This is a genomic window from Desulforhopalus glucosivorans (assembly GCF_054397165.1).
The window spans coordinates 3,145,001-3,160,848 of the sequence record NZ_AP044854.1; the positions used below are offsets into that span (position 1 = coordinate 3,145,001).

Sequence of the window (15,848 nt, forward strand, 5' to 3'; positions counted from 1 at the left end):
CCAAATCTATGCTAAGTGGAAAAGGATGTGGAATTGTTTATACAACCAGGAGGTTGGCTTAGAAGCAGCAACCCTTTAAAGAAAGCGTAATAGCTCACTGGTCTAATGATACCGCGCCGAAAATTTAACGGGGCTAAGCATAGTACCGAAGCTACGGATTCAGAAGCTGATTTAAGTTTATTAATTATGTTGGGATGAGCGGTAAATTTCGCGAGCGTTTTTTGCGAGCAACTACCCTCCCCGGCTAAGCAGTTAGTAAGTTTAAATCAGCTTCTGAATGGTAGGAGAACATTGTGGTCGCCTGAGAAGGTACACCGTAAGGAGTGCTGGAGGTCCCACAAGAGCTTATGTTGACACGAGTAGCGAAAAACAAGGTGAGAAACCTTGTCGCCGAAAGCCTAAGGTTTCCTGTAGTCAAGTTAATCTGCTCAGGGTTAGTCGGCTCCTAAGGCGAGGCCGAGAGGCGTAGTCGATGGGAAACAGGTTAATATTCCTGTACCACTATCATAATGTTATGGTAAGGGGGGACGGAGAAGGTAAGACCATCCGGGCGTTGGTTGTCCCGGTTTAAGCGTGTAGGTTTAGGACTTTGGCAAATCCGGGTCCTTTTAAGACTGAGGCGTGATGACGATGTCTTTTAGACAACAAAGTGGTTGGTTCCATGCTTCCAGGAAAATCCTCGTATCTAGTTATGATTGTGACCGTACCGTAAACCGACACAGGTAGGCAGGTAGAAGATACCAAGGCGCTTGAGAGAACTCTGGTTAAGGAACTCGGCAAAATAGCACCGTAACTTCGGGAGAAGGTGTGCCTGCATGGTGATGTTATTTACTAACTGAGCCTAGTCAGGTTGCAGTGAAATGGGGGGAGCGACTGTTTACTAAAAACATAGGACTCTGCGAAGTCGAAAGACGAAGTATAGGGTCTGACGCCTGCCCGGTGCCGGAAGGTTAAGGGGACGTGTTAGCGCAAGCGAAGCATTGAACCGAAGCCCCGGTAAACGGCGGCCGTAACTATAACGGTCCTAAGGTAGCGAAATTCCTTGTCGGGTAAGTTCCGACCTGCACGAATGGCGTAACGATTTCCCCACTGTCTCAACCAGAGACTCAGCGAAACTGTAGTACCGGTGAAGATGCCGGTTACCCGCAACAAGACAGAAAGACCCCGTGAACCTTTACTACAGCTTGGCATTGGTTTTTGAGGTAACATGTGTAGGATAGGTGGGAGACTTTGAAGTGGGCACGCCAGTGTCCATGGAGTCACCCTTGAAATACCACCCTTGTTATCTTAGGAATCTAACTGCGGTCCATTATCTGGATCCAGGACATTGTCTGGTGGGTAGTTTGACTGGGGCGGTCGCCTCCTAAAGAGTAACGGAGGCGCGCGATGGTTCCCTCAGGCTGATTGGAAACCAGCCGTAGAGTGTAAAGGCATAAGGGAGCTTGACTGCGAGAGAGACATCTCGAGCAGGTACGAAAGTAGGTCTTAGTGATCCGGCGATTCCGCATGGAAGGGTCGTCGCTCAACGGATAAAAGGTACTCCGGGGATAACAGGCTTATCTCCCCCAAGAGTCCATATCGACGGGGAGGTTTGGCACCTCGATGTCGGCTCATCACATCCTGGGGCTGAAGCAGGTCCCAAGGGTTTGGCTGTTCGCCAATTAAAGTGGTACGTGAGCTGGGTTTAAAACGTCGTGAGACAGTTTGGTCCTTATCTGTTGCGGGCGCAGGATATTTGAGGAGATCTTTCCCTAGTACGAGAGGACCGGGATGGACGAACCTATGGTGCACCAGTTGTTCCGCCAGGGGCATTGCTGGGTAGCTAAGTTCGGCAGGGATAACCGCTGAAAGCATCTAAGCGGGAAGCCCACTTCAAGATGAGATATCCCATGGCATTAGCCATCTGAAGGGTCGTGGTAGACCACCACGTTGATAGGTCAGGTGTGGAAGAGTAGTAATACTTGGAGCTAACTGATACTAATAACCCGTGTGGCTTATCCATATTTTTTGATTAAACTAACTACTGATTATTCTACTATTCGATTATTTAGATACTCTTAGTATTGCAAGAGCCTAGCTCTTGCAACGCTTAGAGAATCGTATCCCACGAGCCACAGGCGAGATGGGATTACATAGTAAAACAGTGCACGGTAGAATGGATACAATCCTCCCCTACCCCAGGCACAAAAAGTTTTACGGCGGTCATAGCAAAGAGGATCCACCCGTTCCCATTCCGAACACGGAAGTTAAGCTCTTTAGCGCCGATGGTACTGCACGGGCGACTGTGTGGGAGAGTAGGTCATCGCCGTATTTTTTATACAATCCCCAATTAGCATTTATGCTGATTGGGGATTTTTTGTTCTATCATATGTATTACTTCTCATAAGGTATCAGCAGAAGTGGTCTTTTCAACACAGCCTGGGCTCAATGTTCAAAAATTTTTCCCCCTCTTTCATAGACACCCACTTTTACTCTATCTGCTTTTCGCCACGAAAAAATAACGTGCCTTGCAATTCACTTCTCTTTTTAATATATAATTGAGCTATGTAGAATTTGAAAAATATCCTTACCAATCTTTCTTTATTTACCCTTGAACTACCCTACTAATTATTGAGTATATTATGAATGATTCACTTTCTGTGATCATCCTAGCTGCCGGAAAAGGTACTAGAATGAAATCTGCAAAAGCCAAAGTTCTTCATGAAGTATTTTACGCCCCTATGGTTCAACATGTACTAGATAGTGTTAACACCTTAGAAATTGCAAAAACTGTAGTCGTCGTTGGCCATCAAAAGCAATCGGTGCAAGAACAATTAAAAGATTATGATGCGACTTTTGCCGAACAAACGGTTCAATTGGGTACAGGCCATGCTGTACTGGCTGCAGAACAGGCTCTAGAGGACATTTCAGGCACTGTCATGATATTATGTGGAGACACACCTCTGATTCGTCCAGACATGCTCTCTAAACTCTTTCAAAAGCATCAAGAGCATTCAGCCACAGTAACTCTTGTGACGACCCTTCTTAACGACCCGAGTAATTACGGAAGAATTATAAGTGATACTGATGGAAACATCAGGGCTATTGTTGAGCACAAGGATGCAAACAGTCAAGAGTTGTTAGTACAAGAAATCAACGCCGGTATCTACTGTGTAAACAAAGAATACCTCTTTTCAACACTTAAAAATGTTGGAACTGATAATAGTCAGGGCGAAGTATATCTCACCGACATTATCAAAATGGCTGTTGAAGATGGACTAATTGTCAAAACTTTTGTAACAGAAAATTCAATTGATGTTCTTGGTGTCAATTCACGACTCGAGCTATCCCAGGCGCAAACCGAACTTCAATCACGTAGAAATGAACAACTAATGGCCTCTGGTGTTTCCATGATTAATCCTGAAACTATTAGAATCACACCTGATTCCATAATTGGACCTGACACTATTATCGAGCCATGCGCACATATATGTGAGAAGTCTCACGTCGGTTCCGGAGTAACGATTGAACAAGGTGCAGTTATTAAAGGTTGTGTTATTGCAGACGGTGCTTTTATAGGTGCCCACAGTTATCTTGTTGATTGCACTGTTGCCGAAAATCAACGAATACCTGCACATACTGCCAATTTTTCAACCCATTGAAAGAATTACAAATAAAATATCGCACTTTACATGTACCAACTTTAACGAGGATACCACTATGAGTGATCTAAAAAAAATGTACTCAACCATTCTGGGAGATAGTTTTCCAGCTGATATGACTATTACTTTTGGCGACCAGAAACTTGTATATAAAAAGAAAACCTGGGGAATAAAACAGGAAGATGGAACCATTGATGAACGTGGAGTTCGTTACGGTGAGAACCCAGACCAGGAAGCCGCACTATACGAACTTGTTAATGGTAATTTAAGTCTCGGTGACTGCACTTTCATAGAGCCTGGTCATGGTCTTGTATCATCTATTAATGTTGAAGACATGTTACAGGTTGGAAAACATCCTGGAAAAATTAACCTGACTGATATAGATAATGGACTTAATATTATCAAATATTTGATGGCTAAACCAGCAGCAGTCATCTTGAAACATAACAACCCTTGTGGAGCTGCCTGGGATGCTGATCTTCCTACAGCTTTTAACAGGGCGCTTCGATGTGACAGAATAGCAGCCTTCGGTGGTGCCGTTATACTTAACCGTCCTTGCGATACAATAACTGCTGACCTGCTTGCTAAAAACTACCTTGAAGTCGTGTGCGCTCCTGCGTTTGAAGACGGTAGTCTTGAGATACTCCAGAAAGCAAAAAACCTTAGAATAATTCAGATCAATGATATTGAAAAGCTTAGTGATTTTGAAAAATATCGTTTTGTTGATTTTAAAAGCCTTATAGACGGTGGAATTATTGTCCAACAATCCGCTGTTAATTCAATCCGATATATTGATGATTTATCTCAAGCCACCACTACCTGGAAAGGGAATAGTTACAGCTGTGAACGACAACCAACCCCGCAAGAACTCGATGACATGCTTTTTGGCTGGGCAATTGAACATGGAGTAACCTCTAACTCTGTTTTGTTTGTAAAAGATGGTTGCACTGTTGGTATAGGAACAGGAGAACAGGACCGAGTAGGCGTTGCTGAAATTGCTGTCCAGAAAGCCTATGTTAAATATGCCGATATCGTCTGTTGGGACACCCATGGTATCGGCTATGCTGACCTTGTTCTTGCCATTAGCAAAGGAGAACGACCTGAAGCTGAAAAGGAGGCCATTGACTTTAAAGTGCAAGAAGATAAGGCTGGATTACCTGGTTCAGTTATGATTTCAGATGCATTCTTCCCATTTAGAGATGGAGCGGACGTTGGTATTGCTCAAGGAATTTCAGCAATCCTCCAGGCGGGTGGTTCAATGCGTGACTTTGAGACAATCGAGGCATGTAATGAAGCAGAACCAAAAGTTGCAATGATGTTTACCGGACAACGCTCTTTTAAGCATTAATCCTCCCATTGTATCATCCCACAGCGTAAAACGGCCAGAAGATCAATGATCATCTGGCCGTTTTACTCTCAACATCTCGTTATCTTGTTATTCCAAACTTACAGGCACAAACTTAAAAAATATCTATAGAAGATCTAAAACACTCACATATTGCACTTCAGATTTGTAACCGGGAGCACACGTTTTAAGTGCCTCTAACGTTACCCTATGGGGATGAGCAATGCCAATTGCGACACCACCATCTTTTGCTATATTTATGAGTTTATCTAATTGTCCACAAATATGATCCTGACTGATTTCATTGTCTAGAAATACATTTCTTCTGGCATTTTTAATTCCATATCTTTGAGCACTTTCTATAGCAATACTTGAGGAAGTTGTATAGCTGTCAATAAAATAGAGCGACTTACTGGCAAGCGTAGTCATCACCCCATCCATCGCATCTGTATCTTCTGTGTACAGTGATCCCATATGATTGTTAACTCCAACGGCATAAGGGACCTGCTCAAGACAACGATCTAATTTTTCTTTTTGCAGCTCAGTGGAGTCTGTAAGCAATAAAGCACCAGGTCCTGGATCAAACTCATCCGACTGGGGTTGCAAAGGCAGGTGTAAAAAAATTGTCTTTCCCAAATTGTACGCAGTTTCCTGAAGCTTTTGTGTATATGGAGCAAAAGGTAAAAAGGAAAATGTCAACTCAAAGGGCATTTCAAGTAGCTGTTTACCAATTTCGTATTGATAGCCAATATCATCAATAATCACAGCAACTTTAGGCAACTGCGGTTCAGCGGCTATTACTTCTGCTTCTACAGAAACAGGAGGCTCGACAACCTCTTCTATCAGCAGGGAGATATCTTCCCCGACTGGCGGGTCCGGCTCTTCAAAGACGATACTGTTTTTCAGCACCGGCATTATTTCCTGGGCAAAAACAGTTCGGAAGAAAATCACATAACCTGCGGAGCAAAGGGAAAACAGGAGAAGAAAAAATAGCGTAAAGAAGATTAAAATCCGTCTAATATTTGGAATAAACCACTGCTTTTTTGCAGGCTTTTTTCTCACACGCCTCTTTGATGTTTTTCTAACGACCATGCTAAATTTCTAACCACCAGTGTAACTGTACATACGTTACTTATTTCTCTTGAGAACAAACTGTCCTAATTTTTGCAGAAAATCTCGTTCCCTCTGAACTTCCGGACCACTAAATAATTCCAACTCGGCAAAGGCCTTTTTAATAGCAAGTTCAGCCTGATTTCTCGCAGCGGTAAAACCTTCGTATTTTTCTATTATGTCTATAACTTTATCAACAGATAGATCTTTACTCGCCGAGCTCAAGCCTTCCATTAAATACTGTCGATCTGACTCATCTGCCTTGGTTAGAGCAATAATCAATGGAAGAGTCATTTTACCCTCTGCCAGATCATTTCCCACAGCCTTTCCTGTTGCTGCTGAATCGCCTAAATAATCAAGAATATCATCAATTATCTGGAAGGCACACCCAAGATGTTCTCCATAGCTTCGTAAAGCCGCAACAGACGTATCATCAGCACCTGCATAAATACCACCAACCTCACAGGACGATGCTATAAGCAATCCGGTTTTACCCATAATCGCATTATAATAATCAATTTCTGACAAATTATGTTTATCTGCATTCTGCAGCTGCATAAACTCACCATCCACCATACCCATGGTTGCAGTGCAAAAACTGGCGAGTCCTTTGGCCCCAGCATATTTAGATACCGTTGCCATGGAGTGCGCATGGAGGAAGTCTCCCCCAAGTATAGCAGCCACAACACCAAATTGTTTATGAACTGCTGCTTTACCGCGCCTGGTCGCTGAATCATCTATAATATCATCATGGAAAAGCGTAGCCCCATGAAGGTACTCAAATGCTATGGCAAGCCTGTACACCTCTACAGACGTCATCCCGCATAATCTGGCACAGGTCACAACCAGCATTGGGCGTAGACGCTTACCACCGTTAAATAGACCGTATTCTAAAACCTTATTCAGCAAGGGATCAATTGCTGACTGCATAGCTCCTAGATCCTCACGCATATAGCGATCAATAACAGCAGCCTCTTTTTTTACAACTTCCAGTAAGTCTCTCATATTCCTATAAATAGACTAATATTATGTGTTTGTAACATAGTCTTATTTGTACCTTGAAAAAAACTGTCTTACACCCTCAATCTCCCGACTAACCGGCGCCTGGGGCAGACTCTTCAAAAAGGTTTTTCCATATCCCTTTGTATATAAACGAACATCCATAATTGCGACGACGCCTGTATCTGTAACAGAGCGTATAAGACGTCCAACGCCCTGCTTTAATGCAAGAACAGCCCGGGGAACCTGGTACTCAAAAAAAGGATTTCCCCCATCGCTACGTAATTTTTCAATCCTTGTCTGTAAAACAGGATCCGTTGGAACCTCAAATGGCAGTTTATCAATTATCACACAACTGAGAGATTCACCACTCACATCCACCCCTTCCCAAAAACTGGCTACAGCTATCAAGACACTGTTCGTTTCTTTACGAAAGGTATCAAGTAAGGCAGTTTTAGCCCCCCTGCCCTGTACGAGTATTTTATAATCCAGTTTCTCTTCGAGATAATCTGCAAGTCTTTCCAGTGCCTTAAAACTTGTACATAAAACAAGGCCCCTTCCTGAGCTGAGTTTAAGTAACTCACACACCCGTTTGTTCAATTCTTCTGGATAGTCCTGATCCACAGGCGCAGGAAACTCTCTACCTGGAATATAGATCATCGAATGTTGTGCATAATTAAATGGAGATGCAAACTGTAAGTACGTTGTTTCCTCTTTCAATCCAAGTCTTTTTTTAATATAAGAAAAGGACCCTCCTGTGGAAAGAGTTGCCGAGGTCATAATGCAGCAGTCTACAGAGTTATACAGGTGTTCTCCCAGCAGGTCGGAAACCTCAAGAGGTGTTGCTGAAAGTGCAACAGATCGCTCCCTCTTTTCATACCAACGTATCATTTCACCCTTCTCATCCTTGGATGAAATCGCAATATCCCTTAGTCTTTCCCCAAGACCATTACTGCGCCCGGCAAATGAGAGCCAGCTCTCCCCATACGGCGTAAGTATAGTCATCTCCTTTTCAAGATGAGCAAATCCCGTATTCAGTAACTCAACTTCTTCAAGCCATACCTCGGGTGTAATTTTATCGATAAATGAGTTAAGATAATACCTTCCCGTCTCCTTAGGAAATAAAGCGGCAAAGATCTCTCCCCGTTTTCTAAGACCACTTAACATTGGAAGCAGAGTATCAATTTTTTCAGCAGTTAGATCATTTTTGGCTTGCTGTTCAATATCACTGAGTAGATCAATTAATTGATAGTGACTAAAACTGCAGGAAAAAAAGAGGCTGGATATATCTTCAATATGGTGGGCCTCATCGAATATGACTGCTTCATAGCGTGGTAAAATTTCACCATACCCTTGCTTTTTAAGGGCAAGATCTGAAAAAAACAGATGATGGTTAACTATCAATAACCGTGCTGAACCTGCTTTTTTTCTCAGCCTTGTGACAAAACATTCCGATCCCTCAGGGCAATTACTCCCGAGGCATTGAGAGGACTTCGCAGATATTTTCGACCAAAGTTCTCCCCTCTCTCCAAGCCACTCTAGCTCAGCCTTGTCTCCGGAATACGTTTTTTTTAACCACTTATCAATCCGCTTAATATCATCTGCCGCGCCAACTGAGAGCTGTGGATTAGAGCAGAATTGATAATAGCGATAAGAACACAGGTAGTTTTCCCGGCCCTTGACGCAGACAACAGGTAGATCTTCTCCGACGATGTCTTTTACAAGTGGTATATCCTTGTAAACAATCTGATCTTGAAGATTTAAGGTCGCCGTGGATATAACAATTTTCTTTCCTGACAATGCTGCCGGTATTAGATAAGCCAATGTCTTACCAATGCCTGTCTCAGCCTCAACAACAAGACAACCACTCCCCTCCAAACGATCCACACACCTTGCACCAAGAGCGGTTTCAATGGCAAAGGCCATCTCTTTTTGTCCTTCTCTTGGCTCAAAACCAGGCAAGACGTCTGCCAACACGCCATTTTTTACAAATATATCATCTAACTGAAACATGCATTCACCCTATAAAGTAGAGGCCACTATACACCAGAATCCAATGCTCTGTAATACAGATTTTCATCGGTCACTATTATCTGGTATAATAAAAGAAAGGTTAATGACCTTTTTAATGCATGACAGTCACTTTCTATGCTACAAGTAGAAAAGCAGTTATTGTATTTTAACCGTTCCTCTACCGCTTTCGGTGTCATGGTTGAATTGCGTTTTTCCCAACATCTACAAGAAGCTAGTGCAACAACGTTACTCGCCCAGGACGAGGTTGTAGCTGTTGTTGATGATTCTCCTGAAGTATCTCTGTTGCTGTCCCACTTTCTTGAAAGTGAAGGCTTTACAGTTATTCAGGCGGGAAGCGCCTACGAGTTTCAAGAACTACTCAACACCCATAACATCGCTTTAGTTCTTCTTGATATCGGTCTTCCTGATCGCAACGGTGATGAGTTGCTTAAAGATATTGTCCCCGCTCACCCTGATCTTGGTATCATCATGGTCACAGGAACAACGGATATTGATACAGCTCTTGCCTGCCTTCGTCGGGGAGCTGATGATTATTTAACAAAGCCGGTGTTCAAAAAAGAATTTTCTCGTACAGTTCGAAATACACTCAACAAAAGAAGACTGGTTATAAACAATCGTAGCTTTCAAAAAGAGCTGCAAAATACCAACAGTAGAATGCAGTTTTTGCATCAACTGAACTACAAGATGAATACAGCTTATCTGAATGCCAGAGAACTGCGGGCAATTCTAAAAGCTATTTTAATAGGTATCACAGCCGACGAAGGTCTTCGCTTTAACAGGGCTTTTCTCGCCCTTGAGAATAAAGAGAAGAATCTCCTGGAAGGCCATATTGCCATTGGTACTTCCTCGAAGGTGAAAGCTGGGGAGATATGGGAATCCTTCAAACAACAGGGAATTCAGCTGGAAGATATCCTTAATAGTGGCCTTGGTGATGATAACTCCACTGATGTAACCACAAACGAAATTATTCAAGCGCTTCAGGTTCCAACAGATGATACGGATAATATTCTCATATACGCATTACAACACAAGAAGACAGTGTATGTCGAAAATGGAATTGCCGATGAGTGCACTGTGCCAAGCTCACTCATCGAAAATTTAAAACAGGCAACCTTCCTGGTTGTTCCTCTCTTCTCCCCAAGTCAGTCTTTTGGTGTTATCATTGTTGATAATTTTATAACCCAGGCCACAATAAGTCCTGCTGATACCAATGATTTGGAGATTTTTGCAAGTCATGCAAGTCTTGCCATTGAACACAGTTACCTCTATGAGGAAATGGCATGTAAAATCTCTGAGTTAGAGCTAGTAACAACTGAGTTAAATAAGAACAAAGACCTGTTGCTGCAAGCTGAACGCTCAATGACAATCAATAGAATTTCGTCTCAACTCCTGCATGCCCTGCGTAATCCAATTACTTCCATTGGTGGAACTGCACGACTCCTCACCAAGAAAACCCACGATCAGTACACAGTAGATTTTCTCAATATAATTACAAATGAGACTGACAAGATAGAACAGACCTTGGAAGATTTATTCAGTTATACAGAAGAGAAAGAGATAAAGCAGCAACCATATCACCTCTATTCAATCATCCGGGAAGCCGCCTTTGTCTTTTATTCAAGATTTAAAAAGTATAACATCGAATACCATCTCTGTTTTGAAGGAAATGGACCTGAAATTAGTCTTAATGAGAATAAAATTCGCCAGGTTTTCTCACACTTAATCCGAAATAGTACAGAGGCAATGTTAGGAGGCGGTTCATTAATTATCGAGACCTTCGAAGATGAAAACAACGTTTCTATTTCCATTAGCGATACCGGGCCAGGTATTCCAGTAGAACAGCTTCACAGGGTGAAAGAACCATTCTACACCACAAAGACATATGGAAACGGTATGGGACTTGCTCTGGTTCAGCAGATTATTGCTGCACACAACGGTACATTTCTTATCGAGAATCGCACGCCACATGGCTTAAAAGCAACAATTACCCTACCAAAGCTTTAATCCCGTAGTAGTGAAACGAAACACGCCGTCAAACTGAGTCCTGCAACACACTTCAAGGTCATTGATAAAGCTTCAATAAATGTGTCATTACTGACCATCTGAATACTCATATGACTCAAATCAATATCTGCCCCAGAACTAAAATGACTAAAGAGAACTGTCGCAAGGGTTGCACCAACGACCATACCAAAGTTACGTGCAGTTGCGAGTATCCCTGCTGTTGCGCCAACGCGATTATCTTCAACCCTTGAGAGAACAGATGCACTATTGGGGGATAGGAAAATAGACTGGCCAGCTCCAACAGTTGCGAGTAAAAGGATCAATTGCAGCGTCGAACTGTCCACAGACAATTGAGAAAGGCCAAAAAGTGCAAAACAACTAACAAAGAGGCCGGAGCTTGTTAAAAACTTTGCACCAATTTTATCATACAGAAAACCAGCTGATGGAGAGCAGAGAATTAATGTGGCGGGTACGGCCATCATGATCATGCCAATCTCCCTACTTGTAAGCTTTTGAACGTATTCCAAATAAAATGGGATCATAACAAGTACGCTGAAAAGCGAAGCGAAAGAGATTGCAGCTGTAACAATCCCAACCCAATAGTATCGCTTGGAAAAAATATCTAGCGGCAGTATCGGATAGCCAGCCTTTCTCTCAACCCTGATAAAAAAAATTATCAATAAAAAAAGAGCTATGGCCTTTACCACAGATACCATGGGAGAAACCAAATGCGCTTTTTGCAATAAATTGATGAGTAAAAGAACAATCCCTACCCAGCATAACCCACCCTTCCAATCAAACCTTGTTGCAAACTGTTTTCTCTTTTCACGTAATTTTCTTTTAAAAAGAACAAAGGCACCACAGCCGATCCCACAACTCAACAACGCCATAAGCATATAGATACTGCGCCAACTAAAGTGTGACAGTAATTGCCCACAAACAAATGGCCCTGTAAGCAGTCCACTTGCTGTGGCAACACCCACAAGACCAAGATTACGCCCTAACTCGCCTTCAGCTACAGAAGACTTTATAATAGCAGGCCCCGATGACATCATCATCGATGCTCCAAGCCCCTGAATACAACGGGCAACCAGAAGAACAAAATAGCTTTGACTCATATAGCAGGAAACTGCACCTAGAGAAAAGATAAACAAGCCAGTAAGATACACTTTCTCAAGACCTAATCGATCGGCTATTCTGCCCCAGAAAACGAGTGAGATGGTAATTGTGAGTAGATAGACTGTAACAACTTGTTCTGCAGCTTCTATTGGCAGCTTGAAATAACGCATGATTGTGGGAATAGCGACGTTTATCATCCCACTGTCCATTGTGGACAGAAAGACCCCACCCATTACAACAAGGATCGCATACCAGTTTCTTTCTGCTTTTAGTGGATGCATATTCTGCGGCATAGAGACCTTATAACACAAAAAAAAGCCCAGTGGATAAATCCACTGGGCTTAAGATAACTACTACAACGTATTAAAACGTGGTGTTTCTCAGATTAGAAGCTTAGAGATAAACGTACACCAGTTTCAAGAGAGTCTTCATCGCCAACAGCGTCACCGCCTACGAGATAGGCAAGAATGAACTCAGCTTTCAAGTTATCCATGAGAGAGTAAGTAAGCTTACCATCAAATTCAAGACCAAGCTCATCTGCACCGTCTACATCTTCAGAAAGCATTGCGTACCAAACGTCAGCATCAATCTTTAGTTTGTCAGCAGGCTTAAGGGTAACACCAGCGTTTACAGCCCATACGTTGCTGATTGCGTTACCTACACCACCAGCAGGTGAGGAGTTATCAAATACACCAAGACCTAAGATCTCAGACCAGTAGTAAGACTGACCTGGAGCAGATACGAAATCTTCAGTAGCGTAGAAAGCTTGACCGTGTGCGATACCAGCGTCAACACCAACAGCACCGAGGAATTCGTCTCCATCAGTATCCATGATCTCAAAGCTATTGTATATCAAGGTACCCCAAACAGATACAGCGTCCATCTTCATATCGAAGTCAGTACCGAGGTACCAGTTATCAATATCGCCAGAAGCAGCTGAAGTTTCAACACCATCTGCATCTACGGTTACGGTGGTACCGGCACCAGCAGCGTCATACAGGAAGTATGGAGTTAAAGAAACAGCATCACTGATCTTAATACCAGCGGTAAGACCAAAGAGGTTGCGGTCGAAATCTTTACCACCAGCATCTTCACTGTCTACAGCGATCCAGAAAGGAGTTACAGAAGCAGCACCCATATTTGCGGTCATCATGATTCCAGAGAAATCATCGTCGAAGATGAAACCACGAGCAATTGCAGCACCCTGAATACCAACCTTAGTTCTTACTGAACCCATGGTGAAATCAGCGTAAGAATTCTTCACTTTCCAGGTAGAACCATCTGCTCCAATATCTCCACCGTCGCTATCACCCCAGTTAGAGTTGAACTCAAACTTGTTAACGAATTTGAAGTTGTCGTTAAACTTAGCAGTGTAGTAGAGACGGGTACGATTATCGACGCGGAAGTAGTCTGTATCAGGTGTGAATTCATCCTGATAGAAAAGACGTGTACGCCAGTAACCACCAAACTGGCTTTCAAAAGCTTGAACGGATGATGCAGCAACACCACCAACCATCATAAGACCTAGAGTTGAAGCAATAATCTTCTTCATTGTTAACTTCTCCTGAGTTTTTTGTTTAACCCTTAACGGGTCAAGTAAGCTCTACCAAAATGTGTACACCAAACTACCGGTAAACATTTGGTAAAGTTTTGTTCTGACGCTTGTACGTTAAACCCGCAAAAATCCTTTGTCAAGATTTTTTTACCCAGAAGTATAATTTTTTATACTTTTATCAGTTAATTATTATCGACTTGTTTTTGTTTATAAAAATCTAGGTCGTAAACAGTAATTTTCGTATCATTTGTTCCAGGAAGCATTCCTATAAAGGTACCGCTGAGAGGCATATTTGCCACATAGAGCTGCCCGCTTGATGTAAGCATTCCACTTTTACCTGGCTGTATAGATGAAGTATTTTCAGTTTTTCTGAAGCCATAATCCACCAGATAGCCTTTATAGTGCCCTGTTTTCCACGCTTCAGTGAGCGCCTCACCATTCCAGATAAGGCCCACAACAGAACCTCCATCATAGGATCTCAGTCTTTTCAAAAATCCTAGGGTTCCACTTTTATTTTCATTCACCACAACTTCTGACAAGCCATCGCCATCAACATCGGTCACGAGGATTCGTGCAGGGACAAAAATGAGCTCCCGATCAGCATCTTCATCTACACTAAGGCCAGTTTTTGACTGTTCATCGACAGCACTACCGATACTTGGGCCGATATAAATTTTGCTACCACCATAATTAGATTCACTCACCCAGAGTAATTCATTATTATTACTTATCACCTGAAGCTTCTCATTAGTATCGAGAACGACCAACTCATCACCTTTCTTCCCATCCAGTTCTGCAAAGGCAAAGTCAAAGAGGTTTATACTATCTGGTATCCCGATACGCTTATTTTCAGATATCTTGAAATTTTCATCTATGTTAAGCCAGTACAAGCCCTTGGCCAAAAAATCGGTTTTTGCACGTCCCCGCTTTTGCCCAGCCAACTGCCAGGCCTCATTTGTATTTTTTACAGGTCGAAGATACCATCGAATGTTTTTTGCAAACGTTGTAAAATTTCCCTTTCCATTCCAGCCAATGATCATTGAAGCGACCCATAAATCATCGGTTGCACTAATATAAATCTCTTTTTTCCCATCACCATTGAGGTCTGCAACTGTCAATCCGTGGCTTCGCAGGCCATTGGGCAACTTCAAACTGTCAATTTGTATGATTTTTCTTTCCTGACTTTGGTAAATATTGATATTTGAAGAGGTCAGTGTAATTATTTCATCACTTCCATTGCCATTGAGGTCTCCAACTGTACAGGCCAGTATTCCGCCGGATATATCGAGTGTTCTTTTAACCCCACGGGCTTTTGCTTGAATACCATGGAGGTCAGAATCAACTATGGTTCCTGAATAGAGGCCTTTTTTATATTCTGCCTCGGGATGAGTTGTAGTGAAACCAGCAGTAGCCTCTCCAGGAAAGTCAGGTCTCGTTTCCACCGTTGACTCCCCAAACAGCTTTCCCACAACAGCATTTATAAGTGCATCGTTACCGGCAATGATGTCATTTGGTGTTTCAGATAATTGAGAAAAATTCAGCACCTCGTTTTCAGCATTAAACGGGTACATAGTAATTTGAACCTTTATTCCATGTGCAAGGGCATAAATACTGCCAGTTACCATATAATCTGCGTCAATTGAGCTAAGGTCACTAGAATGATTCTTTGCCAGAGCTGTGACTTCCTTCTTGCTCAGGACCTTGTCTACAACTTCAATAGCATCATTGGCTGAAAGCCGGCTCATCAACATTGTCTGGATACTATCTCGTAAGAATGCATAGTCCTTTGCTGACGTATTATCAAAGGTTGAAAAAATCAGTTTGTAATCTTTGTCAGTCTCAGCGGCAGGTGCCAGTCCAAAAGAAACAAGAAGAAAACAGATACAACAGGTCAGAACAGAGAATAAACGCATACTTTCACCAAAAATTATTTTTGTAATATTGATCAATTAATACTGTCGTGCTGGTGCCTTTAATTTTTACACTATCTATATCGCACTTCCATGCTACTAGCAAGTATATGTACCCACCTGTAACATCT

General features: G+C 42.5%; 9 protein-coding genes and 2 rRNA genes (1 of these 11 cut by a window edge). 5 read left to right on the top strand and 6 right to left on the bottom strand.

What is annotated here, in order from left to right; genetic code table 11:
• The 4 genes from ACX6CI_RS13635 to ACX6CI_RS13650 form a co-directional block, all read left to right on the top strand.
• A 23S ribosomal RNA gene (locus ACX6CI_RS13635) occupies nucleotides 1-2,002 on the top strand (it extends 1,017 nt beyond the left edge of the window).
• A 192-nt stretch (nucleotides 2,003-2,194) separates the two neighbouring features.
• Nucleotides 2,195-2,311 (top strand): 5S ribosomal RNA (rrf, locus tag ACX6CI_RS13640).
• Nucleotides 2,312-2,621: 310 nt separating this feature from the next.
• Nucleotides 2,622-3,641: a bifunctional UDP-N-acetylglucosamine diphosphorylase/glucosamine-1-phosphate N-acetyltransferase GlmU gene (locus tag ACX6CI_RS13645; protein ID WP_458774194.1), complete on the top strand. Its 1,020-nt coding sequence runs from the start codon at nucleotides 2,622-2,624 to the stop codon at nucleotides 3,639-3,641.
• 58 nt (nucleotides 3,642-3,699) lie between these two features.
• The gene (locus ACX6CI_RS13650; RefSeq protein WP_458774195.1) at nucleotides 3,700-4,989 is read left to right on the top strand and encodes an IMP cyclohydrolase; all 1,290 of its coding nucleotides are present in this window, start codon (nucleotides 3,700-3,702) and stop codon (nucleotides 4,987-4,989) included.
• Nucleotides 4,990-5,112: 123 nt separating this feature from the next.
• Here ACX6CI_RS13650 and ACX6CI_RS13655 read toward each other — a convergent pair whose 3' ends face one another.
• The 3 genes from ACX6CI_RS13655 to ACX6CI_RS13665 form a co-directional block, all read right to left on the bottom strand.
• On the bottom strand, nucleotides 5,113-6,048 hold the full coding sequence (locus ACX6CI_RS13655) for a divergent polysaccharide deacetylase family protein (protein WP_458774196.1): 936 nt from the start codon (nucleotides 6,046-6,048) through the stop codon (nucleotides 5,113-5,115).
• Between the two features lie 66 nt (nucleotides 6,049-6,114).
• Complete coding sequence (locus ACX6CI_RS13660; RefSeq protein WP_458774197.1) at nucleotides 6,115-7,101, bottom strand: polyprenyl synthetase family protein; 987 nt, start codon at nucleotides 7,099-7,101, stop codon at nucleotides 6,115-6,117.
• Between the two features lie 42 nt (nucleotides 7,102-7,143).
• Nucleotides 7,144-9,108: an ATP-dependent DNA helicase gene (locus ACX6CI_RS13665; protein ID WP_458774198.1), complete on the bottom strand. Its 1,965-nt coding sequence runs from the start codon at nucleotides 9,106-9,108 to the stop codon at nucleotides 7,144-7,146.
• Between the two features lie 135 nt (nucleotides 9,109-9,243).
• Here ACX6CI_RS13665 and ACX6CI_RS13670 point away from each other — a divergent pair, with 135 nt between their 5' ends.
• Nucleotides 9,244-11,133: a response regulator gene (locus tag ACX6CI_RS13670; protein ID WP_458774199.1), complete on the top strand. Its 1,890-nt coding sequence runs from the start codon at nucleotides 9,244-9,246 to the stop codon at nucleotides 11,131-11,133.
• Here ACX6CI_RS13670 and ACX6CI_RS13675 read toward each other — a convergent pair.
• The 3 genes from ACX6CI_RS13675 to ACX6CI_RS13685 all read right to left on the bottom strand — a co-directional run bounded on the left by ACX6CI_RS13675 (nucleotide 11,130) and on the right by ACX6CI_RS13685 (nucleotide 15,720).
• Nucleotides 11,130-12,533 (bottom strand): MFS transporter, encoded by a 1,404-nt coding sequence (locus ACX6CI_RS13675; RefSeq protein ID WP_458774200.1) that lies wholly within the window; start codon nucleotides 12,531-12,533, stop codon nucleotides 11,130-11,132. The genes ACX6CI_RS13670 and ACX6CI_RS13675 overlap by 4 nt on opposite strands.
• Before the next feature lie 104 nt (nucleotides 12,534-12,637).
• A complete protein-coding gene (locus ACX6CI_RS13680; RefSeq protein WP_458774201.1) occupies nucleotides 12,638-13,804 on the bottom strand; it encodes a hypothetical protein in 1,167 nt (388 codons plus the stop codon).
• A 185-nt stretch (nucleotides 13,805-13,989) separates the two neighbouring features.
• A complete protein-coding gene (locus ACX6CI_RS13685; protein WP_458774202.1) occupies nucleotides 13,990-15,720 on the bottom strand; it encodes an FG-GAP repeat domain-containing protein in 1,731 nt (576 codons plus the stop codon).
• Nucleotides 15,721-15,848 lie beyond the last annotated feature (128 nt).

Coding starts and splice junctions, on each gene's coding strand:
- ACX6CI_RS13665 (WP_458774198.1), bottom strand. CDS start 9,108: ATGTTTCAGTTAGATGATATATTTGTAAAAAATGGCGTGTTGGCAGAC.
- ACX6CI_RS13645 (WP_458774194.1), top strand. CDS start 2,622: ATGAATGATTCACTTTCTGTGATCATCCTAGCTGCCGGAAAAGGTACT.
- ACX6CI_RS13685 (WP_458774202.1), bottom strand. CDS start 15,720: ATGCGTTTATTCTCTGTTCTGACCTGTTGTATCTGTTTTCTTCTTGTT.
- ACX6CI_RS13670 (WP_458774199.1), top strand. CDS start 9,244: ATGCTACAAGTAGAAAAGCAGTTATTGTATTTTAACCGTTCCTCTACC.
- ACX6CI_RS13650 (WP_458774195.1), top strand. CDS start 3,700: ATGAGTGATCTAAAAAAAATGTACTCAACCATTCTGGGAGATAGTTTT.
- ACX6CI_RS13675 (WP_458774200.1), bottom strand. CDS start 12,533: ATGCATCCACTAAAAGCAGAAAGAAACTGGTATGCGATCCTTGTTGTA.
- ACX6CI_RS13680 (WP_458774201.1), bottom strand. CDS start 13,804: ATGAAGAAGATTATTGCTTCAACTCTAGGTCTTATGATGGTTGGTGGT.
- ACX6CI_RS13660 (WP_458774197.1), bottom strand. CDS start 7,101: ATGAGAGACTTACTGGAAGTTGTAAAAAAAGAGGCTGCTGTTATTGAT.